This window comes from Acinetobacter colistiniresistens, assembly GCF_000413935.1.
In the GTDB taxonomy this organism is placed as follows: Bacteria; Pseudomonadota; Gammaproteobacteria; order Pseudomonadales; family Moraxellaceae; genus Acinetobacter; species Acinetobacter colistiniresistens.
The window spans coordinates 825447-849070 of sequence record NZ_KE340380.1 but is presented as its reverse complement, the minus strand read 5'-3'; the positions used below and the strand labels follow the sequence as shown (position 1 = coordinate 849070).

The 23624-nt window shown below is 39.1% G+C and carries 25 protein-coding genes and 1 tRNA gene; 15 read left to right on the top strand and 11 right to left on the bottom strand.

Annotated elements, in window-relative coordinates; translation table 11 throughout:
* Nucleotides 1-248: 248 nt before the first annotated feature.
* The 5 genes from F907_RS06180 to F907_RS06200 form a co-directional block, all read right to left on the bottom strand.
* Nucleotides 249-1235, bottom strand: a complete 987-nt coding sequence (locus F907_RS06180) for a DUF4882 family protein (protein WP_016652625.1) — start codon at nt 1233-1235, stop codon at nt 249-251.
* Between the two features lie 140 nt (nt 1236-1375).
* A complete protein-coding gene (locus F907_RS06185) occupies nt 1376-2392 on the bottom strand; it encodes a fimbrial protein (RefSeq protein ID WP_016652624.1) in 1017 nt (338 codons plus the stop codon).
* Complete coding sequence (locus F907_RS06190; RefSeq protein ID WP_016652623.1) at nt 2389-4962, bottom strand: fimbria/pilus outer membrane usher protein; 2574 nt, start codon at nt 4960-4962, stop codon at nt 2389-2391. The genes F907_RS06185 and F907_RS06190 overlap by 4 nt, the downstream gene beginning before the upstream one ends.
* Before the next feature lie 59 nt (nt 4963-5021).
* A complete protein-coding gene (locus F907_RS06195) occupies nt 5022-5756 on the bottom strand; it encodes a fimbrial biogenesis chaperone (protein WP_016652622.1) in 735 nt (244 codons plus the stop codon).
* 80 nt (nt 5757-5836) lie between these two features.
* Complete coding sequence (locus F907_RS06200; RefSeq protein WP_016652621.1) at nt 5837-6370, bottom strand: fimbrial protein; 534 nt, start codon at nt 6368-6370, stop codon at nt 5837-5839.
* Between the two features lie 490 nt (nt 6371-6860).
* On the opposite strand from F907_RS06200, the gene F907_RS06205 reads away from it, so the two are divergent.
* Nucleotides 6861-7208: a hypothetical protein gene (locus tag F907_RS06205; RefSeq protein WP_016652620.1), complete on the top strand. Its 348-nt coding sequence runs from the start codon at nt 6861-6863 to the stop codon at nt 7206-7208.
* Nucleotides 7209-7334: 126 nt separating this feature from the next.
* A complete protein-coding gene (locus F907_RS06210; protein WP_016652619.1) occupies nt 7335-7547 on the top strand; it encodes a hypothetical protein in 213 nt (70 codons plus the stop codon).
* A 43-nt stretch (nt 7548-7590) separates the two neighbouring features.
* Here the strand turns inward: F907_RS06210 and bioB are convergent, their stop codons facing one another.
* A complete protein-coding gene (gene bioB, locus F907_RS06215; RefSeq protein WP_005271090.1) occupies nt 7591-8580 on the bottom strand; it encodes a biotin synthase BioB in 990 nt (329 codons plus the stop codon).
* 91 nt (nt 8581-8671) lie between these two features.
* Nucleotides 8672-9796: a tRNA epoxyqueuosine(34) reductase QueG gene (queG, locus tag F907_RS06220; RefSeq protein WP_032862222.1), complete on the bottom strand. Its 1125-nt coding sequence runs from the start codon at nt 9794-9796 to the stop codon at nt 8672-8674.
* Nucleotides 9797-9819: 23 nt separating this feature from the next.
* On the opposite strand from queG, the gene F907_RS06225 reads away from it, so the two are divergent.
* A complete protein-coding gene (locus F907_RS06225; protein ID WP_016652617.1) occupies nt 9820-11253 on the top strand; it encodes a bifunctional ADP-dependent NAD(P)H-hydrate dehydratase/NAD(P)H-hydrate epimerase in 1434 nt (477 codons plus the stop codon).
* Between the two features lie 56 nt (nt 11254-11309).
* On the opposite strand, the gene ruvC is transcribed toward F907_RS06225, so the two are convergent.
* Nucleotides 11310-11855, bottom strand: coding sequence for a crossover junction endodeoxyribonuclease RuvC (gene ruvC / locus F907_RS06230; protein ID WP_005241027.1), 546 nt, complete (start codon nt 11853-11855; stop codon nt 11310-11312).
* 319 nt (nt 11856-12174) lie between these two features.
* Here ruvC and F907_RS06235 point away from each other — a divergent pair.
* The 8 genes from F907_RS06235 (at nt 12175) to F907_RS06265 (ending at nt 17384) form a co-directional block, all read left to right on the top strand.
* Nucleotides 12175-12251, top strand: a tRNA-Met gene (locus F907_RS06235).
* A gap of 189 nt (nt 12252-12440) precedes the next feature.
* Nucleotides 12441-12674 (top strand): hypothetical protein, encoded by a 234-nt coding sequence (locus F907_RS06240; protein ID WP_005271082.1) that lies wholly within the window; start codon nt 12441-12443, stop codon nt 12672-12674.
* Between the two features lie 110 nt (nt 12675-12784).
* Nucleotides 12785-12994 (top strand): cold-shock protein, encoded by a 210-nt coding sequence (locus F907_RS06245; protein WP_004653101.1) that lies wholly within the window; start codon nt 12785-12787, stop codon nt 12992-12994.
* A 463-nt stretch (nt 12995-13457) separates the two neighbouring features.
* A complete protein-coding gene (locus F907_RS06250) occupies nt 13458-13670 on the top strand; it encodes a cold-shock protein (protein WP_004653102.1) in 213 nt (70 codons plus the stop codon).
* A gap of 610 nt (nt 13671-14280) precedes the next feature.
* On the top strand, nt 14281-15699 hold the full coding sequence (locus F907_RS06255) for an NAD(P)/FAD-dependent oxidoreductase (RefSeq protein ID WP_016652616.1): 1419 nt from the start codon (nt 14281-14283) through the stop codon (nt 15697-15699).
* A gap of 168 nt (nt 15700-15867) precedes the next feature.
* The gene (locus tag F907_RS19040) at nt 15868-16029 is read left to right on the top strand and encodes a hypothetical protein (RefSeq protein ID WP_005241035.1); all 162 of its coding nucleotides are present in this window, start codon (nt 15868-15870) and stop codon (nt 16027-16029) included.
* A gap of 172 nt (nt 16030-16201) precedes the next feature.
* Nucleotides 16202-16636: an I78 family peptidase inhibitor gene (locus F907_RS06260; RefSeq protein ID WP_016652615.1), complete on the top strand. Its 435-nt coding sequence runs from the start codon at nt 16202-16204 to the stop codon at nt 16634-16636.
* 187 nt (nt 16637-16823) lie between these two features.
* Nucleotides 16824-17384: an FxsA family protein gene (locus F907_RS06265; protein ID WP_016652614.1), complete on the top strand. Its 561-nt coding sequence runs from the start codon at nt 16824-16826 to the stop codon at nt 17382-17384.
* Between the two features lie 53 nt (nt 17385-17437).
* Here the strand turns inward: F907_RS06265 and F907_RS06270 are convergent, their stop codons facing one another.
* Entirely contained in the window at nt 17438-17623 is a 186-nt protein-coding gene (locus F907_RS06270) for a hypothetical protein (RefSeq protein WP_016652613.1), read from the bottom strand.
* A gap of 242 nt (nt 17624-17865) precedes the next feature.
* Here F907_RS06270 and F907_RS06275 point away from each other — a divergent pair, with 242 nt between their 5' ends.
* A complete protein-coding gene (locus F907_RS06275) occupies nt 17866-18123 on the top strand; it encodes a hypothetical protein (protein WP_005271066.1) in 258 nt (85 codons plus the stop codon).
* 63 nt (nt 18124-18186) lie between these two features.
* On the opposite strand, the gene metK is transcribed toward F907_RS06275, so the two are convergent.
* Nucleotides 18187-19353: a methionine adenosyltransferase gene (metK, locus tag F907_RS06280; protein WP_016652612.1), complete on the bottom strand. Its 1167-nt coding sequence runs from the start codon at nt 19351-19353 to the stop codon at nt 18187-18189.
* Nucleotides 19354-19735: 382 nt separating this feature from the next.
* On the opposite strand from metK, the gene tkt reads away from it, so the two are divergent.
* Together tkt and F907_RS06290 are read left to right on the top strand one after the other, a co-directional pair.
* The gene (gene tkt / locus F907_RS06285) at nt 19736-21724 is read left to right on the top strand and encodes a transketolase (protein WP_016652611.1); all 1989 of its coding nucleotides are present in this window, start codon (nt 19736-19738) and stop codon (nt 21722-21724) included.
* A gap of 231 nt (nt 21725-21955) precedes the next feature.
* Nucleotides 21956-22393: a hypothetical protein gene (locus tag F907_RS06290; RefSeq protein ID WP_032862127.1), complete on the top strand. Its 438-nt coding sequence runs from the start codon at nt 21956-21958 to the stop codon at nt 22391-22393.
* A 13-nt stretch (nt 22394-22406) separates the two neighbouring features.
* On the opposite strand, the gene F907_RS06295 is transcribed toward F907_RS06290, so the two are convergent.
* Nucleotides 22407-22817, bottom strand: a complete 411-nt coding sequence (locus F907_RS06295) for an OsmC family protein (RefSeq protein WP_016652609.1) — start codon at nt 22815-22817, stop codon at nt 22407-22409.
* Nucleotides 22818-23038: 221 nt separating this feature from the next.
* Between F907_RS06295 and F907_RS06300 the strand changes: the two genes are divergently transcribed.
* Complete coding sequence (locus F907_RS06300; RefSeq protein ID WP_005271040.1) at nt 23039-23617, top strand: YceI family protein; 579 nt, start codon at nt 23039-23041, stop codon at nt 23615-23617.
* The last annotated feature ends 7 nt before the right edge of the window (nt 23618-23624 follow it).

Below are 23624 nucleotides of genomic sequence, written 5' to 3'. Positions count from 1 at the left end.
TAATGTTTTAATTTAAAATTGACAATTAATGTGTTTATTTTAAATTGTTAATTGTGTCACATATTTTTATTATATTGCGGATTGGAAACTTGAGTTGTCTGGTTGGTATTATGTGGTCGAAAGAATCTATTTTATCGTTCAAATATGGAACTGATACTTGTATGTATATTGCTAAAATATACTTTAGCTAGTTTTACAGAATATAAAAAAGCCTAATCTTATGATTAGGCTTTTTGACTTGATCAGGGTTAAATTACATTACCACAGATGTCTGTTGTCCCTTGTGGATAGCTGAATTGCAGCGCATTACGGTCGGTGATCAGCTCAGATGAAAACTCTAACCCTGCGAGTTTGTCAGAGAATGTTCCATCTTTATCCGAACCGACCCAGTTACGAATATCAAAACCTATATTTTTCAATGGGGCAGGTATCGTTCCTTGGTATCCCTGATCAACACCATTGACAATAAAACCGACCTGTTTGGTATTTTGGTTAATATAAACACCTAATCGATGATATTTACTTTGGTAATCTGTCAATTTACTGTAGTAATAAGCGGCTGAGCTATACTCTGTATTATCGCTATTTTGATAATCGAGGGTAAATAATACAAAGGGAGGATTCTCACCAAAATCTGGATCAGCACTGCCTGCTGCAAACGAATAGAGGGATTTTACGATATAGCCATTATCGGTTTCACCACTGAAATTGATATCTGTAAAATATGATGAACGAGGTTCACCATAGTAACCACCGTTAAGTGGGGCTGCTGGAATGTCTATTTGCATTTCTAAGGCAAGAATCCCTTTATTAGGTAAAGATAAATCACCCGAACTATCTAGAAATGGGGGGCGAAATCCTTCATTACCGCTTGATGTTTGTAATCTTTTCTTACTTACTGACAAGAAGTCAAAATAGTTCAAAGTTATATTTTCTTCAGGGTAATGGTCTGTAAAATAAGGTGGAGTAACAGTGAAGCTAAACTTTTGTCCATTAATTGTCGGAAATACACCAATCAGATAGTCTGAATTTTGATTGTTCCATAAATCATCATAATCTTGCTGTGTTGCATCAAAGTTATACTGACAAGCTTGTGGTTGGCTAGAACTACGTAAGCTAAAACTTGAAGGTGCTGCTGATGTTGATTGAGTGCTGGTATTGTTTTGCGAACTATTCTGATTGTCACCACAGCCGAGCAAGGCTAGGCTAAGTGCACATATACTCATTTTTTTCATTGATTGTTCCTCTGGTTTATTATCAAAAATAAGAGATACGGTTTTAAATTAATAATTTTAAAAAATAATAGCTTAGAAGTATTCTGTTTTGGATTTTATAAAAAAAGACCTCTCGTTTGGGAAGAGGTCTTATAAAGCGTTTAATCGTATTGAATGGTTACAGTCGCCATAGCACGAACTGTACCTGCAGTGACATTGGTTGCTGTTTGATAATAGCGAGCAGATAACGGAATGTTGTATTGTACGGTTTGGTTTGAGCTAATCGAGCCTACATCCAATTTGTCACCCTTACGAATCACCTGATTTTTATTTTGATATTTCCAAAGTAGTTGCACACCAACACCATTGGCTTTTGTTGAGTTTGGTGCGGTATTGGTCATTACTTGATTGTTGGTACCATCTTGTGGGAAGTCAAAATCTAAACTGATTTGGTTCTTCTCTTCATATCCCGTTGGGTTTTTACCACCATTACATAAGATATTTAAGTCGAAAGCTTGCTCCCCTTGGGTTGAACCCACTCCACTAAAGCCTGATTTCATCACAGTAGGTAGTTGAACCACTTTATTAATATTACCTTGTAATTCACAAGAAGAAGATGCAATGGTAATAGCATTAGCAAGTACTGTACTAGTTAGAAAAGGACGTGTAGGATACCCTTGAACATAATAACTACTATATTGTCCAGGCACTAGGGCACCCGATCCAGTTTGTTCTGCAATTTTAACAATTTCAACCACAAAATATCCTGAGGATAAAAAGTAGTTTGTTCTAGGTCTTAAGCCACCGCGTGTATAAGGATAGTAACCAGAGAAATTACTTGCATTTTCAGCTTCACGATAAAGACGAATACCAATGCCTTGGATATTGGTAGTATAAATACTATTCCCTAAAGCGCTTAAGGGATAACCTTGATTAAGTTCTGCAATTAGCCGATCACTTGAATCACAATTGTCCGCTCTAGTACCTTTATCACTAATTGCAAAAGTGGCTTTACGTAGAACCTTTCCAACTTCATCACTTGGACGAACGACGACTCGACCAACTGACATCTTCACATCATTTTCGTTATAATTGTACACACGGCATGCCGCATTTGCTTCATTATAAATACCGAGACCTGCGGTAAGCAAAACACTATTTAAGAGTAATTTTTTCATTTGCATTCTGCCTCAGTCATGATCATGCTTTGCTGATCGTTAGAAAGTTGTGCTGTAACATCATAACTGAAGTGGCACTGTTCATTGGCTTCATCGCCCCATTTTACATACAAATCGCCTTTAGGCTCTTGAGTACGTAAATACACCATACTACCTTGCGCAACAATACCAACAGATTCATCTTTGGCATTAAATACTTGTGCCGCGAATGGCAAGCCTTCACCTGTGGCAGTTTTGGTGTTGATGTAAATGGCGTAACCTTTCTTGGTCGAGAAATCAACTTTAGCAATCGCACCCGCAAAAGGCGCGATACGTTGACTGGTTTCTTCCAATTCTACATTGGTCGACATTTCTTGGGGATCAAGCGTGATGTCATTTAAACGGTATGGTGTTACATATGGAATAACAGCATAACCTGATTTATTCACACTGAGGCCAACGGTATTATTGACTTTGGCGCCCGCAGCATCTGGTGCATAAACCAGTACCATGGTTTGACCTTGTTCTGGGCCAAACAAGATGCCTTTATCATGTGCAACAATACTACCGCTGACACTGAGCATCGCTTGTTGATATGAATCAGCAATACTATAAGAACCACCAACTGTAGCAAAATTAGTTCGATAGCGGCTGTTAACGTTGAAGCTTGGGTTTTGTCTATCTTGGTGAGATACCGATGCACCGTAGTTGAAACGATCACCCACCATACCGCTCATACCAACTGTACGACTGTTTTCAGATGCGGTTGCATTGACATTGACGGCACTCTTTCTGAAATTCATCGGGAAAGAGAGCGTCATCAAATATTCAGTATCACGTGTTTGATTATTTGAACCGTATTGGAGTTGACGATTGGTCGCTGAAAGACCGTAAGTTAACCCTTGATAGTGATTACTATAACCGACCTGATATTGACGACTCGTTTCATTACGATTCCAATAATCGTTCCAAGAACCCACCATATAAATATTACCCCAGCCTTCGGGTAAACTTTGGTTCAGGGTAATCTGGAATTCACTACGTTGCTTACCTACGGCAAAGGTATTCACACCTTTATCTTCTAGGTCCCGGATTAAAACAGCATCACGTAACTTTAAATAGTTTTCTGTCGAATAACGATAGGCTGCTAACGTCAGGTTAGTATTGGTCGGTGAAATGAGCTTGCTGTAACTCAAGCGAAAACTTTGTCCTGATTGCGAGCCTTGTTTGTCAAAATCAGCATTCGATTGAGTCACGTCAAAAGAAACCGCACCAATTGGTGTTGCAACAGCGGCACCTAATAATAAAGAACTATAGTCTTCAGCTAATTGAAAGCCCGTATAGCCAGTCAAATAGTTATTCAGACCGCGTTGATATTTACCTTGTGTTACCCAAGGCGTTAAATCAATATCACGGTCGCGGAATTCACCGGCAGTGACTGAGTAGCGGCTTAATCCAGGACGTAGCATTTGCACGACAGATGCATAAGGAACGGCAAGCTTTTGAATTTCACCATTCGACTCAATAATCGAAACTTCAAGCTCACCACCAAAACCTGTAGGGTAGAGGTCATTAATCTCAAAGCTACCTGGTGCAACTGTGGTTTGATAAATCAACTGACCTTGTTGGCGAACTTCAACTTTGGCGTTGGTTTTTGCATTACCACGAATACGCGGTGCATAGCCAAGCATACTGTTCGGCAGCATGCGGTCATCGCTTGAAAAATCTAAACCTCGATAACCGAAGGAATCAAATAATTCACCATTGGTAAAGCTATCACCCAAGGTTAAAACACCTCGGTACTGCGGGAATGCACGCTGTAAATAAGTACTGGTAGATTCGTAAGTCGATTTCTTTTTGTTCGTTGAATCTAGCTCGCTTTGCGAACCATCTTGCCACTGCCACTGACCATTGTGGCGAAGTTGCCAACCCGCAATATTGGCGCCAGCAGTAATCGCCATAAAGGCATTGGTGGTTTCTTTATTGTCATTTAAGCGGTTAAATGTTTTATAGGCACTACCGCTATAAGATAAAAATCCAGCATTGACACCACGATCCCAAATACTCGGATCAACATAACCTTGCGCATTTTTTTGCAGGGCAATTTGCGGGATTGAAATATCGACACGTAAACGAGACGTATCGAAATCATAATAAGCGTTTTCGATCCATTCTTCGATTTTGTAACATGCATTTGGTGCATTAGATTCTGTGCGGTTCACAAGCACATCTTGTTTTACGCCATATTCAAGCAATGAGCTTGATGTGAAACAGGTAGAGGCATTTTTATTTTGTTCTGTCGAACGGAACATCATTCTTCTTTTGCCAAACCAGTTACCATTGATATAAACATCAACGTTATATTCACCCGGCAAAACTGGGTTCCCATATTTAAAACGAGAAATATCTACTTTTTGTGCGTCACCGATTAAGAAAACAGAGTCGAATTCTGCTTCCATTGGTGGGGCTTTTTCTGCTGTCTCTTCTACTGCATAAACAGCCATAGGCATCGTTACTGTGATTACCCCAGAAGTAAGGTAATAACATATACGACGCTTCAAGAATTTAGCTGTTGCATTTTTCTTTGACATAATCCGTTCGCCTATTCAATGATAGGTACAAAATCATTTATTGATTGAAAATAAATTTGTTATTGAAGCTTGATCTGGTGTTCGATACGACCACCGTAATCATTGATGCTTACATAACTAAGCTTTTCAGTACTGCCTGTTTTCAATTGGATTTTGTCCTCTGAAAAAGGTGACAGCATTAGACCTTTAGGTAATAGGTCAACTGGCTTTCCTGCATTTTGTTGATACACCGCAGTCATAGTGACGTGAAACGGCGTTGGATTTTTTACAATGAGTGTTTGTCCACTTTTAGCCCACTGCAATTTTTCACCAGCGAGATTGGCATCGGCTTTAATGCTTGCTGGGCGATAGAAAAACTTGATACGTGAACGGATTGCAAGCTGTAAAAAATTATCAGGAACAGCATCTTTACTGTTTGCTGTTGGTCTTGGTGGAATATCTAAAACATTCAACCAAAAAACAGTTTCTTGCTTTTGATTTAATTGAGCTGCATTAGGTAATGCAGTAATACGAAGAGATTGGCTCTTCGTTGGCTCTACACGCGAAATCGGGGGAGTAATCATGAATGGAACTTTAGCTTGATCCGGTGTGGTTTTAGCATCACCTTCATCAATCCATGCCTGAACAAGCGATGGCTTAGAACCATTGTTACTGACTTGCAAAGTCACTTCACGAGCGTCAGATGGATAAATAACGCGAGTACCATGCAAGATAATTTCTGCATGTGTTTGACTTGCGATTAAAGCCGAAGACATCGTTAGACCAAGCAAAAAATTGTAACCGTTCAGTGCCATTAAAATTTACTCTATGATTGCGTGAAGTTTACAACTGCGGATTTCTAGTTAACTAGAAATCCGCATAGTTTATCAATAGATTATTGATAAATAATAGTGTACTGAACTGAAGTGTTTACTTCACCAGCAGTAGAAGCACCAGTTGCATAGTATTCAGCATAGTAGTTAAGGTCAGCTTTACCGCCTTCTACAACGTCAACCCATTGAGAGTTAGTTTGAGCACCATTGCTACCAGCAGCAAGAACAGGAATTACTTGGTTGTTGTTACCCAATAATTGAACATCAACGTTTTTAGCACCAGCAGCGTTTTGATTTAATAAACGACCAGTATTGAAATCAACAGTTGCACCTGGCTCGAAGTAAGTTGCAACTTTACCTTGTGAGCAGTTACCTAAGTTAATTTGGAATGGAGTACGACCTGCAACATCACCTGCATTAGCAAGTGTTTGTTTTGAAACAGTTGGAAGCGTTACAGTAAAGTCTTTACCCGCTGGAGTCACGATGTCACAAGTTTTGTCTGTTACTAGACCGTTAATTGTAATCGTTCCGTCAGCAGCTTGAGCGTTAGCGATACCTACAACTGAAAGAGTAGCGATCAAAGCAAGTTTCTTCATAATAGTTTCTCGAATACATCAGCTAAAAGTTTGAAATAAAATTACTTCTCAGTTGGATTTTTGCGCTGAACAAGTAATGTGCGAAATATATATCAGTAGGTTGTAAAATTGCAAACTGCATCACATTTTTATGGTATTTTTGATCTAAATTTCCGATCGTAAATAAGTTGTTGATATGAAGAAGCTTTATTTTTGATGAAACTTACTTTATGAGTTGGTTTGTTTAATATTGCTTAAGACTGATTGTTTTTTCCTTTTATAAAAAATGGCCCATTTGGTTATTTTTTGATCAAAAAATAACATGAGTTATATTTTTATGTGATTTTATTCGCATAATTTGAAGAATAATTTAGATGAATAATCAAGTTTTTAGCTCGATTATTAAGCTTGTTAACAAAAAGCTCAAAGTTCTTTTAAGAAATTTTTAAGGTTAAATCCTTAGTTTTTTAGTCATGATTAGATGAAAAAAACACCGTTAAAGGAGCTTTCAATGAACATGCTTTATACCCACAAACCGAACTATTATTTCTTTGCACACAAGTTTGTTTTATTCCTAGAAAGTCATTTAAAAAGTCATCCGACGGAACAGCAGACAAGCTTTAATTTGCAGACGATTTATGACTTATTCAGTCATGATCGTGCCTCAAGTACCACTAATCTAGAAGGTATTTTAAATATTGCAGATGAATACGTGCTTGAAACGGATGAGGGGCAGCAGTCATTGATCCAATCTTATCATGTCCATTTAGATAATCACGTGCTAACACTAGAGTTTAACCCAAAAGCTGTTGCAAGCTTAAAAGCAGGTCAAAGCATTGTAAGTCCACAAGTGGCTTAAGCATTAAGAGTAAATAAAGAGTTTATACACTTAGTAATATCCTTTACTAAGTGTTTTTTTAACAAGCTGCGTTAAATCTGTTGATCCGTTATGATAAAAAGATCGATAGAAGATATACAAAGTGTTATGAATAAAGATTTTAAGGCAGAAACCTATACAGTAGATGAAAGTATTACTGACACCATTTTATGGCTGATGCAGCATCAAGACATTTTTGATTCATTTCATTTTGATGTACATACACAGGAATTGTCAGTGACACATGCAGCAGGTGTTGATGTTATTCGTGTTGGAATGTTTTTAAATGCCAAATACGGCATTTTGGTGACATCAATTTAATCATATATAAAAAAAGCCTTGTCAGATGACAAGGCTTTTTTGTTTATGCACTCATGGCATCGACAGAGAGTTCTGCAACCGTCGGTTTTGGTTTTTCTGCGGTTAAACCTAATTTGGCAAATAAGACCTGATCTTTGCCTTCACCCGCATTTGGGGTGGTAAGAAGTTTTTCACCAGAGAAGAGTGAGTTTGCACCTGCCATAAAGGCAAGCGCTTGATCTGAATCGCTCAATGACTCACGACCTGCTGAAAGGCGAATATAACTGTGTGGCATGATGATACGTGCAACCGCAATGGTACGAATCCATTCTGTCACATCTAATTTCTCAACATTTGCCAAAGGCGTACCTTCGATTGGAACCAACATGTTAATGGGTACTGACTCTGGATGTACTGGCATAGTTGCAAGCTCATGTAACAAACCAATGCGGTCATTACGGCTTTCACCTAATCCCACAATACCGCCGCTGCATACTTTCATACCTGCTTGGCGAACATGATCTAAAGTATCCAGACGGTCGTCAAAAGTACGTGTGCTGATGATATGTGAATAGTATTCACGAGATGTATCTAGGTTATGGTTGTAATAGTCCAAACCTGCATCTTTTAAGCGTTCAGCTTGAGACTGGTTCAGCATCCCTAAAGTCATACAGGTTTCTAGGCCCAATGCTTTGACTTCACGCACCATTTCCAACACATAAGGCATATCACGCTCATGTGGGTTACGCCAAGCAGCGCCCATACAGAAACGCGATGAACCCGATTCTTTTGCTGCAAGTGCTTCACGAATGACTTTATCAACAGCAATACGCTTTTCTGCTTCTAACTTAGAATCGTAACGAGCAGATTGCGAGCAGTACTTACAGTCTTCAGGACATTTCCCTGTTTTGATTGAAAGTAATGTGCTGACCTGAATCGAATTCGCTTGGAAATGCTGACGGTGCACACCTTGGGCTTCAAATACTAAGTCTAGAAAAGGTTGGTCATATAAAGCTTGGATTTCATCACGAGTCCAGTCATTACGTAAAGTCATTGTTATATCCATGATGATTGATTACAGACATTGAGATTCATCATACAGAAATCGTGCCAAAGCCAAAGGGCAAAAAACATCATTTTTCTATTCAGTGTACTTTTATTTGCTGCAATTGCTGTTGAATTGCCCAATCAATATGTACATTGACGATCTCGTCGTGCCGCGTTTTTGCATCTTGCAATTGCGTTACGATCTCGGCTGAGTATGGAGCATTTCCTAGGCCGATTGCAATATTACGCTTAAAGGATTGGTAGCCTGTACGGCGGATTGGACTGCCTTCGGTATTGGAAAGAAATGTTGCCTCATCCCATTGCCAAATCTCTAATAAGCTGATGTCATCCAAGTTATGTCTCGGGTCAAAGTCTGGAATTGAAGCCTTTTTTGCAAAGCTATTCCAAGGGCAAATCAACTGACAATCATCACAACCAAAAATACGGTTACCGATACCCGATCTTAATTCTTCAGGAATGATGCCTTTATATTCAATGGTTAAATACGCAATACATTTTCTGGCATCTAGCATATAGGGTTCAACAATTGCCTGTGTTGGGCAGATGTCGATACAGGCTGTACATGAACCACAATGTGCAGTAGCAGGCTGATCAAAAGGCAGATCAAGAGAGGTGAACAGTTCACCTAAAACAAAAAAAGAACCTGATTTTTTATGGATCAGTAAGGTGTGTTTACCCGTCCATCCCATACCCGCACTTTCAGCCAATGATTTTTCAAAGATAGGGGCTGAATCAGCAAAAGGACGAGATTCAAAATCGCCCACTTTTTCTTTAATACGAGTCGCTAAAGTCTTTAGACGTCCACGCATGACTTTATGGTAATCACGGCCACGTGCATAACGCGCAATAATGGCAGAATTGGGTTCAAATGGTACATAACGGGGCTTCGGTGATGCTACAAGATAGTTCATGCGCACACAAATAATGCTTTTTGTACCAGGAACGAGCAAAGTTGGATCAGCACGCTTTTCCAAGTTTTCTTCTAAATAGTGCATATCTGCATGATAACCGCGTTCTAAATATTCTTTGAAACGTGGCATTTGATCTTGAGCATCTGGTTTGGCAATGACACAATCAGCAAAGCCCAAGTCTAAAGCCTGTGCTTTGATCCAGTCTTTCAACGCTTGAGAATCAAGCTGCTGTAGCTCGATTTTGTCAGGCATTTTCTGGGACTGTGTTTGAAAAGATGTGCTTGAAGCCATAAACCGATAATAAGGAGAAAAACATGCAAACTGTAGTTTACCATAGCCAAAGTATCCAAGCATGGGAGCAGCGTTGGTTTGCTCAGCAAAATTCATCTTTAGGGCTCATGCAGCAAGCCGCTTGGACAATCTCCCAACAGTTAATTCCTCAATTCCAGCAAAATAAAATTCAGAATATCGCAGTTTGGTGCGGACAAGGCAATAATGCTGGCGATGGCTATTATATTGCTGCGTTTCTAAAGCAACAGGGATTTAGTATCACTGTGTTTGCAACAGAACTCGGCCAATCAGTAGATTTAAAACAAGCCGCAGATTATGCGCAGTCTCATCAAGTCGATATTCAAAGCATTGATTATTTACTGTCAGAAAACGCAGTTCGCCAAGAAATCCCTACTTTTGATTGTCATATTGATGCCTTATTTGGTATTGGCCTCAATCGAGCACTTGATCAAAAGTGGCAAGAGATTATCCAGCTTTATAATTTACAAACAGGTTTAAAAGTATCAATCGATATTCCGAGTGGCTTACAGGCCAATACAGGAAAAACGTTGCCCTGTGCAGTACAAGCCGATCAAACCTTTACGATTCTAGGCTACAAGGCAGGTCTGTTTACGGGCCAAGGCAAGCAATATGTGGGAAAACTATATTTGGTGAGTTTGATTCCAGTTGACCAAGAGTTAGAACCACTTGCCTATCTGGCACCCGAAAAAATCGTTTTGCCAAAACGTCAGGCTTTTGGGCATAAAGGCAGTTATGGTCATGTGTTAGTTGTAGGTGGACATGCCGAGATGGGAGGTGCAGTCATTATGGCTGCTGAAGCTGCTTTCCATGCAGGGGCAGGCAAAGTCAGTGTGGTCTGTCATGCCAAACATCATCAAGCCATTTTGGCACGTTCACCGAATATTATGCTGCGTGATATTAATAGCTTAGACCAAGAAGGTATCCAACAGCTATTAACACAGGTGGATGCAGTCTGTTTTGGGATGGGCTTAGGTCGAGATGAATGGGCAGAGCAGATATATTTGCAATGGTTTGATTTACTCAAGCAAAACTCTCATTTAGAGGTTGTACTTGATGCAGATGGTTTGTGGTTTCTGGCCAAGCATCCGCAACAATTAAACCAGCATCTCTATGCAACGCCACATTCAGGTGAGGCCGCAACACTCTTGGGGTGTACTGCTGCGGATATAGAACAAGACCGCATTGCTGCAATTTATCAGTTACAACAAAAATATGCAGGGCAATGGGTGTTAAAAGGCTCAGGTAGTTTAATTTTAGAAGAACAATTATTTATCTGTACGCAGGGTAATGCCGGAATGGGCACAGGAGGTATGGGCGATGTATTGGCTGGCATGATTGCCAGTTTAAAAGCTCAATTTCATCAACTGATTGCTTTGTATGAGATCGTCAGCCTACATGCGCAGGCAGGCGATCTGCTGGCTGAGAAGGGTATGTGAGGATTGCAAGCGCATGAAATGGGAAAAATGATTTATACAGTGGTGAATCAATCAACCTAACGTCGTCTGGTACTGGCACGACTACGTCCACGAGCCATACCCCCTAAAGCATTTAAGACTGCCATTTTGCTCATACTCCCAGAAGCATGGGCATGACAAATTGCAGCAGCAAGGGCATCGGCAGCATCGGCCTGTGGCTTAATGGTTAAATTGAGTAGGCGCATGACCATCATTTGTACTTGTTCTTTATCTGCAGCGCCGTAACCGACAACCGACTGTTTAATCTGGCGAGCGGTGTATTCTGCAACTTGTAAGTCCAGATTGACCAAGGCCGCAATTGCAGCACCGCGTGCCTGACCAAGTTTTAAAGCAGAGTCGGGGTTTTGTGCCATAAACACTTGTTCGACCGCTGCTTCCGTCGGGCCATGAAATTTAACAATACGTTCGACACCCGCAAAAATACGTTTTAAACGTTCGGGCATGCCTTGTGTTTCAGTACGAATGGTTCCTGCATCAACAAACCGCAGCTTATTGCCATCTTTTTCGATAATTCCATAACCTGTTAAGCGTGAACCAGGGTCAATACCAATAATTAATGACATGAAGCACTATAAAAAGAAAAGATTGCCAATATTGTTACATAATGGGGTTTTCACTGCATAATTTTTTTGTATTATTTTGAATTATAAGAAAATAGTTGGTTTATTGAACGATTCATTAAATCACACTAAAAAAATCTAAAATTTAAGCATGATCTAAGTGCAATCTATAGAAGTATATAAAAGGAGGAAAAGTGAGCAATTTGTACTTAATTTAGACGTTAGTAAGGAAAATATGCGATTTTTATAAAAAAAATTTGCATTGTGGGGGAGATGGGCGTATAAAGCATCTCATTGATCAGATGTGATGATCAAATGTTGATGCGGGATGGAGCAGTCTGGTAGCTCGTCGGGCTCATAACCCGAAGGTCGTTGGTTCAAATCCAGCTCCCGCTACCAATTTAAAAGTTAATTGAATATTAGCTCTGTGATTATTGAATTGTTGTTATCTTAAAGAGTAGGCAGCAATTAAGTTAGCTGAAATAACCCTAAAGAAAGCTAAAAATTATTAGATTCTAGAATTGTAGTTATCCTCTCTCAATTAATCTAGCGTTATAGTAAATCCAAATCGATCACTTGAGCTCAGGAATGAGTGATTTTGTGTTGAAAATTATTAATGAATGGCGTGTAGCCAAAGCCATAAATGGCAATGAGATTTGTGTGCGAATCATCCCGCTAAAGCGTCAGCAAAATACGTTGAACGGCTTTAAATGGGTGGAAGTAGGAAAGAAAGTACTGTTGGAATCAGGTCAGGAAATTGACTTTAATCTAGACGGGAAAAGTTTCTATACCGATGTTAATCAACTTTATCGATTGACATAAATGGTTCACATACTTGTAGTATCTATTTAATACAGATAGATTGTATTAAATCATAATGTAAAAGTTATGGTTTAATTCATAAATGAACAAAGTTTAAAAGGTTTAAAGGTATGTCTGATACAGTTACTGGTACTGTTAAGTGGTTCAACGAAACTAAAGGTTTTGGTTTTATTCAAGCTGACTCTGGCGAAGACGTTTTTGCTCATTTCAGCGAAATCCAAAGCAAGGGCTTCAAAGTATTGAATGAAGGTCAACGCGTTTCGTTTGTTCTTGGTCAAGGTAAAAAAGGACCACAAGCAACTCTAATTACTGTTATCTAATTACTTTAGACCAGTGAAAAAAAAGCTCACACTCTGTGGGCTTTTTTTTATGATTAAAAAAATGGTTTGAAAAGTTGTTTAATTGGTCTCAGTTTTTATTTTTTCCCCAAGCAAAATTAAATGAAATAATATGTTAAAAAATTATATAAAAAGCATGATTTGGAATTTATGGTTATTTAATTGTATGAATATTAAGATAAAAATTTATTGATGTTTGCATGTTAATGTAAGAATTCCTGTAGAAAAATCTTATTTCAGCTGATGAGAAGAGATAGAGATTGCGTGAAAAATGTAAATTCGTGTATAGTTAAACGGACTAGAAGAATAACACTGTTGATTCAGAAAATCTTTGATCTCGTAGTTTTAGACAAACCTTTCGTTTTATCAGATTTCCTTTCAAAGTTTATGATTCCAAGTTGCTTGCTGCTAAGCGCCCCAATTTTTTAAATATAGGTTTAAGTATATGTCTGATACAGTTACTGGTACTGTTAAGTGGTTTAACGAAACTAAAGGTTTTGGCTTCATTCATGCAGATTCTGGACAAGATGTTTTTGCTCATTTCAGCGAAATTCAAAGCTCTGGCTTTAAAGTTTTAAAAGAAGGTCAACGCGTTTCATTTATTTTAGGTGAAGGCAAGAAAGGACCACAAGCAACTCAAATTACTGTGATCCAATAATTCTTAGATCATTAGATAAAAAAAGCTCACGATTGGTGGGCTTTTTTTATGGCGATTCTTTACAACAGACTTTTGTTTTGTGCATTTACGGTTTCTTTTTAATTATTCTGAATGAACTGCCACTTTTTGTCATAAATTAACTATCTGGTTGAAAAATTGCACTAGCCAGATATACGACTTTTTGCTAATTTATTCTTGTTAATTTATTAGGCAAATTAACAAGTGTAGTACATTTAATGAGCGTTAAAGTTATGGAAAACTTGGAGCCGTATGCTCAAGGGTTTGAGCAAGAAGTTCATGTACATTGTAAAAGATCTTTAGGTTCGTTGCTATTCAGCTTTGTGGTCTTGATTGCAACCAGCCTATAAGAGAGAAAAGCACCTTCGGGTGCTTTTTTAATTTCCAGCCGATGCTTTCTAAGTAGATTTCAATTTTAAGCTAATGTTTAGTCAGATTTTTGGCTTGTAATTCTTTGTTAGCGCTAGATTTAACGCTATCTAAAGTTAAGTAACCTATCAAAATTATTGAAAGATTATAGCTTTATTGCTCATTATTGTTGCAATAAACTTTGGCTATTAATCAGTAAGCAATTATTTTAGGTGAATTTTACATGTATAGCGGTATAAATAAACCAGAACATTTAGATGATGTCGTTTTTAAGGAAAGTAAAGCATCTAAGAGCTCGAATGAGTGGAGCTGGGTAAACCCAAAACATGGGCAATTTGAGCATCCTGCAAATTATTATGAAAGTTCTTTGGAGGATTGGCATTGTTTTGATGCATTACATTCGGATCAAGCGTGTGATGTTGTGGTCATTGGTGGTGGATTGTTGGGTGCTTCAACGGCATTACACCTAGCTGAACAAGGTGTTGATACCATTTTAGTTGAAAAGAATCGAGTTGGTTCCGCGGCTTCAGGGCGCAATGGTGGGCAGCTTACACCCGGTTTGGCGCGTTGGGAAGCTGAGGAGATGATCAAACGTTTTAGTTATGAAGATGCCAAGAAGCTTTGGCATTTTACCTCAACTGAAGCCATGTCTTTAATTGATCAAATTGCAGAAAAATATGATGTTAATTTAGCACGTAAACACGGACATATTACGGCGGCTGTGCATGAAGGGCATTTAGTAGGCTTAACCCAGAGTGCTGATGCGAGAAAATATTTGGGCGAAGATCATACCAGTGTTGTGGGAGAGTATGAGCTTAAAGAATTAATCAGTTCTGATCTCTATAAGGGTGGCTTGATTGATAATTTAGGTGGCCATATTCATCCATTGGCGTTCAACCGTGCTTTGGTGCATGGCTTTGCCAAACATGGTGGTCAAGTCTTTGAGCAAACAGAAGTATCATCCATTTCTGAGCAAGCAGACGGTATTTATGTACATACCGCATCTGGAGTAATTAAAGCACGTAAAAGTGTCATGATTGCTGTGCATCATAATGCATTTAAATTGCTTCAGGAAAAGAAACAAACTGCAATTCCATTTCATACCTATATCGCGGTAACAACGCCGCTAGAGCGGCCATTAACTGAATTATTGCCGCAAGATCATCCTGTTTATGATACGCAGTTACAGATCGATTATTATCGTGGTGTATCCAAGAACCGTTTGCTGTTTGGTGGGCAAGGTACAGGAACAAGCTGGACTGCCAGTCGAATGAATCAATATCTACTCGGACGAATTAGTAAGGTGTTTCCTCAACTTGAGAATGTTGAGATGGACTTCTGCTGGAGCGGGGTGAGTGATTTAACGATGAATGGTGCAACAGATAATCGAAAGTTTGGCACGAAGTTTCCAATTTATGCGGTACATGGCTGGAGTGGGCATGGTGTAGCGCAAACGGTGCGTATCGGTAAGGCTATTGCGGATGATTTCTCTGGTGTGAATACGGATTATGAAATGCTCACTAAAATTCAGCATAGCGATATTCTATTTGGCCGTTTGTTGGCGCCAATTGCGATTCCTATGTCTAAAGGCTGGTACGGCGTTACAGGAATGTTGAATCCAGGGAAAATGGTATCGTTTTAACCCGTATTCTTATTTTGGGAAAATGCCTCTTAAGTGAGAGGCATTTTTCTGTTTTTTCAAGGAAAAGCTGCATGATAGAAGGCTATGACGAATGACTGATTAGGCTTTATTTTGTTCTATATATGAATAAATATAATATGTTAGGCTAAATAAAAAAGGATGAAGTCTATGGATATTATACAAGTGAAAGATTTTTCAGCAGTAACGGGGTACACACAGGCCATCATGGAAATGGATGAGTGGATTGATACACGACCTTATTTTTATATCATTAAAGAGCACTATTTGGTTGATGAGGCAATTCGGTTGGAATTTATTATTATTCAATAGGCTGAACTTTGTCTTATTTGATGTAGTTGAAAGTGATAGAACTTTGGGCTGATGATAAGCGTCATATCTTTGGGTGGTTTGTTTTGCTGTCTATGTTTTTGTTTCAAATCATAGACATAATAATCTAATTTATTTTGTTATCTTTGCTTTTTACTTTATCAGAATTCAAATCATGAAAAAGATCTTACTTTTAGGCGCAATTGTAGCCTCATTGGCAGCGTGTTCAGCAACACCAAATAAAGATATGACGCCACCAAAAATTGGTATGGCAAACCCTGCCAGTAAATATTGTGTAGAGCAAGGTGGCCAATTGGAAATTCGTAATGAAGCTAATGGTCAGGTTGGATACTGTAAGCTGCCAAACGGTAAAGTGGTTGAGGAATGGGCATTGTTCCGTGCAAGCCAGCCAAAATGTTTAGCTGGTGAAGCGACAAAGCTCATTGGTCAGTCTGGATTAAGCGAAGAGCAGATCAAACAAAAGACCAAGTCGGAAATTGTTCGCAGTGTTGGGCCTAATCAGCCTGTCACTATGGATTATCGTGAAAATCGTGTAACGGTAACGATTGATCCTAAGTCTAAAAAGATTATCCAGGCGACTTGTGGCTAATTGTTAAAAGAGTATTGAAGCTCTCAATTAGATCACATTTAATTGGGAGCTTTTTTATACGAGTGGTCACAGAAGACTTGATAAATTGAGAAGTGTACCCATCAATTAGTTTATTGAGTTTATTTTATTTGTTGTGCCAAGATTGATTCATCAAGATTGCACAAGGTTTTAATTTTCGAGATTTGACATGAATCTACTTCTTATCGTGGTATTTGGCACAATTGCTGAAGTTTTGGTCTGGATTGGCGTGGGTGACCTCGTTGGAAGTATGTGGTATGTGTTTTTCTGGTTTATTATCGCATTCTTCATTGGCTTGAATATGGTTCGTTCAAGTACATCAAGCATTATGCCGCAATTACAGCAAATGCAGATGGGCGGTCAAATGGGGGGTGATCCTGCAGTCACCAAGAAGCTTGCAATTGCAATGTCTGGTTTTCTGTTAATGATTCCAGGTCTAATTTCTGATGTGTTGGCGGTATTGGTGTTGATTCCATCTGTCCAGACAGCTTTCCGTAATGCTTTAATGAAAACCATGGCGAAACGTCAACAAGCCATGATGGAAAAGATGATGGGTGGAATGGGAGGTGGTGCTGCAGGCCAAAATCCATTTGCTGATCTTATGCGTCAAATGCAGGATATGCAAAATCAGCAGGGTGGTGGTCAATACCGTGACTCAAGCATTATTGATGGTGAAGCACGTGAAGTGAAGCCTGATCAAAAGAAAATTGAATTTAAAGATGTGAACTGATTTTTTAATAGGTTCTAAATCAAAAAAAGCACACTCTCTAAAGTGTGCTTTTTTTATGTCTCATCTTTTTTATCTTGCGGGTTTGATGTTTGAGTTGAACCAACAGGTTGGTCTATTTCTTTGGTTGGTGGCTGGTAATGGCTGGGCGGTAGTGTGGTGATTTCATTTTCAGACTGTTTGTATTTTCGACTGCGATTGGCTCGTTCCCGAAATCCACCTTTGTTGATTAATTGGGTCATGCCTATTCCACAATGTGTAAATAGCCTATTTTAGCAAATTCCGTGAAAGATCAAAATAATATTAACAACTTAAAGATTTCATTGAAAATAGGAATCTAACCAAATTGTCATAAAAATTTGTTAATTTGAATGGGTAGGTCAGAAAACAAGATTGAATTCTCGTATTTTTTCTCTTAGGATAAAAGTGCGACATTTGAAATTGTTGTAAAAAGAAAATAAAAAATAAGCGGTAGGAGGAATAAATGATGTTATATCAATATCATTGTGCATGTTGTGACAAGGTTGTCGCATCAACAGATAAAGAGTGTCCATATTGTGGCTCTCATCATATTCGTAGTCCGTATGGCTTATGGATGTTTTGCGTTGCAGCTTGTTTAGCTGTTGTTGTGGTGATTAAGCTTGCACATTTATATACTCAACATCATCAAGAAGATCAGCCAGTTCAAAGCAATTCACTATTTGAAATGTTTAAACAAGATAATACCAATTCGAATAAATAAATGATGTTAGGGGGAATAAAAAAGCTCGCTAATGCGAGCTTTTTTATGAAAGAGCTGTGTGGATTATAATCCAGCAGCATCTTTAAGAATTTCAACTTTGTCGGTTTTTTCCCACGTAAATGCAGAATCAGAACCTTCGCGACCGAAGTGGCCATAAGCTGCAGTTTGCTTATACATTGGTTGAATCAGGTTCAACATACGCGTGATACCGTATGGACGTAGGTCGAAGTGTTCACGTACTAATTGAATAATCAGTTCGTCTGATACTTTACCTGTATTGAAGGTATTGATAGAAATTGAGGTTGGTTCTGCAACACCAATTGCATAACTCACCTGGATTTCACATTTGTCTGCTAAACCAGCAGCAACAATATTTTTTGCCACATAACGGCCAGCATAAGCAGCAGAGCGGTCAACTTTTGATGGATCTTTACCAGAGAAAGCACCACCACCATGACGGGCCATACCGCCATAAGTATCAACAATAATTTTACGGCCTGTTAAACCACAGTCACCTACAGGGCCGCCAATCACAAACATACCTGTTGGGTTGATATGGAATTTAGTGCCAGCATGGAACATTTCAGCAGGGATGATCGGTTTAACAATCTCTTCAATAATCGCTTCTTTAAGCTGGATTTGAGAGATTTCAGGATCGTGTTGAGTAGATAGCACAACAGCATCTAAACGGACTGGTTTGCCATTTTCATAAGCAAAAGTGACTTGGCTTTTCGCATCTGGGCGTAACCAAGGCAAAGCACTTGAACGGCGTAATTCTGCTTGACGCTCCATTAAACGGTGCGCATAAGAGATTGGAGCAGGCATGAGCACGTCCGTCTCACGGCTTGCATAACCAAACATAAGACCTTGGTCACCAGCACCTTGATCTTCCGGTTTCTGGCGGTCAACACCTTGAGCAATCTCAGGAGACTGTTTACCGATCATGTTAATCACGGCACAAGTTGAACCATCAAAACCGAGGTCAGAATGGTGGTAGCCAATTCCGTTTACGGTTTGACGTACAATCGCTTCAAAGTCCACATTTGCTGTTGTTGTGATTTCACCAGCAAGAACAACCGCACCTGTTTTTACTAATGTTTCACAAGCGACACGCGCATACGGGTCTTCTTTTAGGATTGCATCTAAAATTGCATCGCTAATTTGGTCAGCCATTTTGTCTGGATGACCTTCGCTTACAGATTCTGAAGTAAAAACAGCATACTCGCGCATGAACGTCCTATCATTGGTATTTTCAAAAAGACAGAGTATGTTACATCGACTTGGCGCATAGGACTAGCACAAGCTGACTAAAAAGCATGAATTTATTTCATTTTCATGATGTTTTTATTGATATGAGTATCAGCAAAAGTGATATTTGGTGATTTCTATATGAATAAATCTGTAATTCAGACCTAAAATTCAGGTGCCAATATTGTGTGAGCTGTTTATCACATGAACATTTGCTCTCAGAATGCCAAATGAATGCGGGAAAAATAAGAAATATCGTGTATTGCACTTTACCCACTGGCGTTTTTTTAAGACAATAGTCTCAGTTTTTGAATGATGATTTCTCATCTTCTCTCATCTTATTGATTTAATCGGATTCTGACTTATGACAACCCCTTTAAATGAACGTCGTATTGCAAACGCAATTCGTGTCTTGGCAATGGATGCTGTGCAACAGGCAAACTCAGGGCATCCAGGTGCACCAATGGGGATGGCAGATATCGCTGATGTTGTTTGGCGTGAATTTTTAAATCATAACCCAAGCAACCCGCAATGGGCGAACCGCGACCGTTTCGTATTGTCGAATGGTCATGGTTCAATGTTGCAATATGCATTATTGCATTTGACTGGTTATGATTTATCTATTGAAGATTTAAAACAATTCCGTCAATTACACTCTAAAACACCAGGTCACCCTGAATATGGTTATGCGCCTGGTATCGAAACTACAACAGGTCCATTGGGTCAGGGTATTGCCAATGCGGTTGGTTTCGCTTTAGCTGAAAAAACTTTAGCAGCTCAGTTCAACAAAGACGGCTTAAATGTTGTTGATCACTTCACTTACTGTTTCTTAGGTGATGGCTGCTTGATGGAAGGTATTTCTCACGAAGTATGTTCACTTGCAGGTACTTTGGGTCTTGGTAAACTTGTTGCTTACTATGACGACAATGGTATTTCGATTGATGGTGAAGTTGAAGGTTGGTTCAGCGATGATACTGAACAGCGTTTCAAAGCGTATGGTTGGCAAGTTCTTCGTGTAGACGGTCATGATGCCGCTGCAATCCGCCAAGCGACAGTAGAAGCGAAAGCTGAAACCAATAAACCAACGATCATTATCTGTAAAACGATTATTGGTCTAGGTTCACCAAATAAACAAGGTAAAGAAGATTGCCACGGTGCGCCACTGGGTAAAGACGAAATCGTTTTAACTCGTGAAGCATTAGGCTGGAAAGAAGATTCATTTGTTATCCCTGAAGATGTATATGCAGCTTGGGATGCAAACGCGAAAGGTCAAACCTCTGAAGCAGCTTGGAATGAATTATTTGCTCAATATCAAGCAAAATATCCAACGGAAGCAGCTGAATTATTACGTCGTATCAATGGCGATTTACCAGCTGAATTTGCTGCGCAAGCCGACGCATTTATTGCTGAAACAAACGCAAAAGCAGAAACCATCGCAACACGTAAAGCAAGCCAAAATACCTTACAAGCATTCGGTCCATTACTTCCTGAATTATTAGGCGGTTCGGCTGACTTGGCGGGTTCTAACTTAACACTTTGGAAAGGTTGCCAAGGCGTACAAGAAAATCCAGCGGGTAACTACGTGTATTACGGCGTTCGCGAATTCGGTATGACTGCAATCGCGAATGGTGTGGCTTTACACGGCGGTTTTGTTCCTTACGTTGCAACATTCCTCATGTTTATGGAATATGCACGTAATGCAGTGCGTATGTCTGCATTGATGAAGCAACGTGTGATTCATGTTTATACACATGACTCGATCGGTTTAGGTGAGGATGGTCCTACACATCAACCAATCGAACAAATTGCATCGTTACGCGGTACGCCAAACTTAAATACATGGCGCCCATGTGACACAGTGGAAGCAGCTGTTTCTTGGAAATCTGCACTTCAACGTAAAGATGGCCCATCAGCGTTAATTTTCTCTCGTCAAAACTTGCCATTCCAAGTGCGTAATGAAGCTCAAATTCAAAACGTTGCAAAAGGTGGTTATGTACTTGCTGAAGAAAAAGGCGAGTTAAAAGCAATCATCATCGCAACAGGTTCAGAAGTTTCATTGGCGATGGAAGCATATGCACAGCTTGAAGGTGTGCGTGTTGTGTCTATGCCATGTGCTGAAGAGTTTATGAAGCAAGATGCTGCATATCGTGAAGCGGTATTACCAGCGCATATCCGTGCGCGTGTAGCGGTAGAAGCGGCTCATGTGGATTACTGGTGGAAGTTTGTTGGTTTAGACGGCAAAGTGATCGGTATGACCACTTACGGCGAATCTGCACCAGCAAAAGACTTGTTCCAATTCTTCGGTATCACCACTGAAGCGGTTGTTGCTGCGGTTAAAGAATTGACTGCTTAATTGAATTAAGTGGTATAAAAAAGCGCTCTGATTAGAGCGCTTTTTTTTATGATGATTAAATGGAATATAAATATGAACGAGGAATACGTATTCATTATATTGATCTAAAAAATGAAACAGATAATTATATAGCCGATTACTGGTACTTTATTGAAACTTAAAAGAGTGAGGTGTTGTGATGAGAAAGGAATTCGAACTTCATACTTTTGATGAAATATTAAATATTGGTATTTGGAAAATCCAAGTAAAAAAGAAATATTTATGCAGTGTGCAGAATATAATTTTTTATATCGTGCATTACAAGAAAGTTTCAAAAACAAAAATGGTAATCCAGCATTTGGTGGTGATTATGCTTATCTTATGCAGGCCTATTTTGAAGAGGCTATCCAAGCTCGGGTTAAATATCATCACATGCCAAGTTGGACAAAGTTACAGGGAAAAATATTAGTATTTGATGTGCACTCATCAATGTTTGACTGTTTGGGTGAAAAAGAAACAGGTGGCTTTATAGATGGTTGTGACACTCCGCCACCTGAATTTTGGATTCATTTCGATGGAAAAAATTTATATTCATTTATTCCAAATGAGCTCACAAATATTGTCGACTTAGCAATAGATATCTCGATGAGTGGCTCATTGGAATGGTATACGGATGTGATTGAAATCTAGTGTAATAGATCACTCATCCAATACTTAACTCACTCTGAATCGAAATATTTGATGTTAATAACTTATGAATCGGGCAGCTTTCTGCGACTTTTAACAAACGTTTATGCTGATCTTCGGTAAATTCACCTTTTAAGATAATTTTACGTTCAATATTATTTTGACCTGATTCTGGCTCACCATTTGGATTTAAGGCTAAATCGACCTGAACATGATCAATCTTAATCCCTTTGTGATTGGCGTACATTTCCAAAGTAATGGTGGTACAGGCGCCTAAAGCCGAAAGTAAAAGCTGAACAGGATTCGGTGCAGTATCTTGACCACCTTTATCTGCAGGTTCATCTGCATACCAGGTATGGCCAGCAGGGTCTGTCAAGGTAACGCGATAAGGTGTTGATGTACTAAGTGCTTGTGCTGTATGTGTCATGTTTTACCTTGTTGTTTATCGTGAAGTATCTAAATCATACCCATTGATCATGTGAGCTAGCCGATCAATTGTCCAGTATCGAATGGTCTATGATATTGATTTTTGATAAGCGCTGTAACGCTTTTATTGTTGCACTGGTGAAACATATCGTTTTATAAAGACTAGTGAATAAAAATACTTGATCTATACACTAATCACTATATCAAACAAGGATACGAAAAATGCAATTTAAAACATTAAGTCTCGGGTTAGCAATTACTTTAGCAAGTTCGGTTACATTGGCTGCGCCAGTTGACTATAAAATTGATCCAACGCATACGGCGACAGTATTCAGCTGGAATCACTTTGGTTTCTCTACACCAAGTGCAAATTTCACTGATATTCAAGGAACGATTAAAGTTGATAATGCAAAACCTGCGAATTCATCTGTAGAAGTGACGATTCCTTTAAGTAGTGTGAATACCAATGTTGCTGCGTTGGATAAAGAATTCCAAGAAGAAGCTTGGTTTAATGCTGCAAAATATCCAAACATCACCTTTAAAAGTACCAAAGTAGAAACTAAAGACAAGAAACACTTCAAAATTACAGGTGATTTAACTGTTAAAGGTGTAACTAAACCTGTGGTATTAGATGCAGTGCTGAATAAACAAGGCGAGCATCCAATGGCGAAAGTCCCTGCAATTGGTTTCAATGCTACAACGAGCTTTAACCGTTCTGCATTTGGTATCGGCAACTATGTTCCGAATGTTGGTGACAAGATCACTGTCAATATTACAACCGAAGCAACTGCTGCGAAGTAATATATTA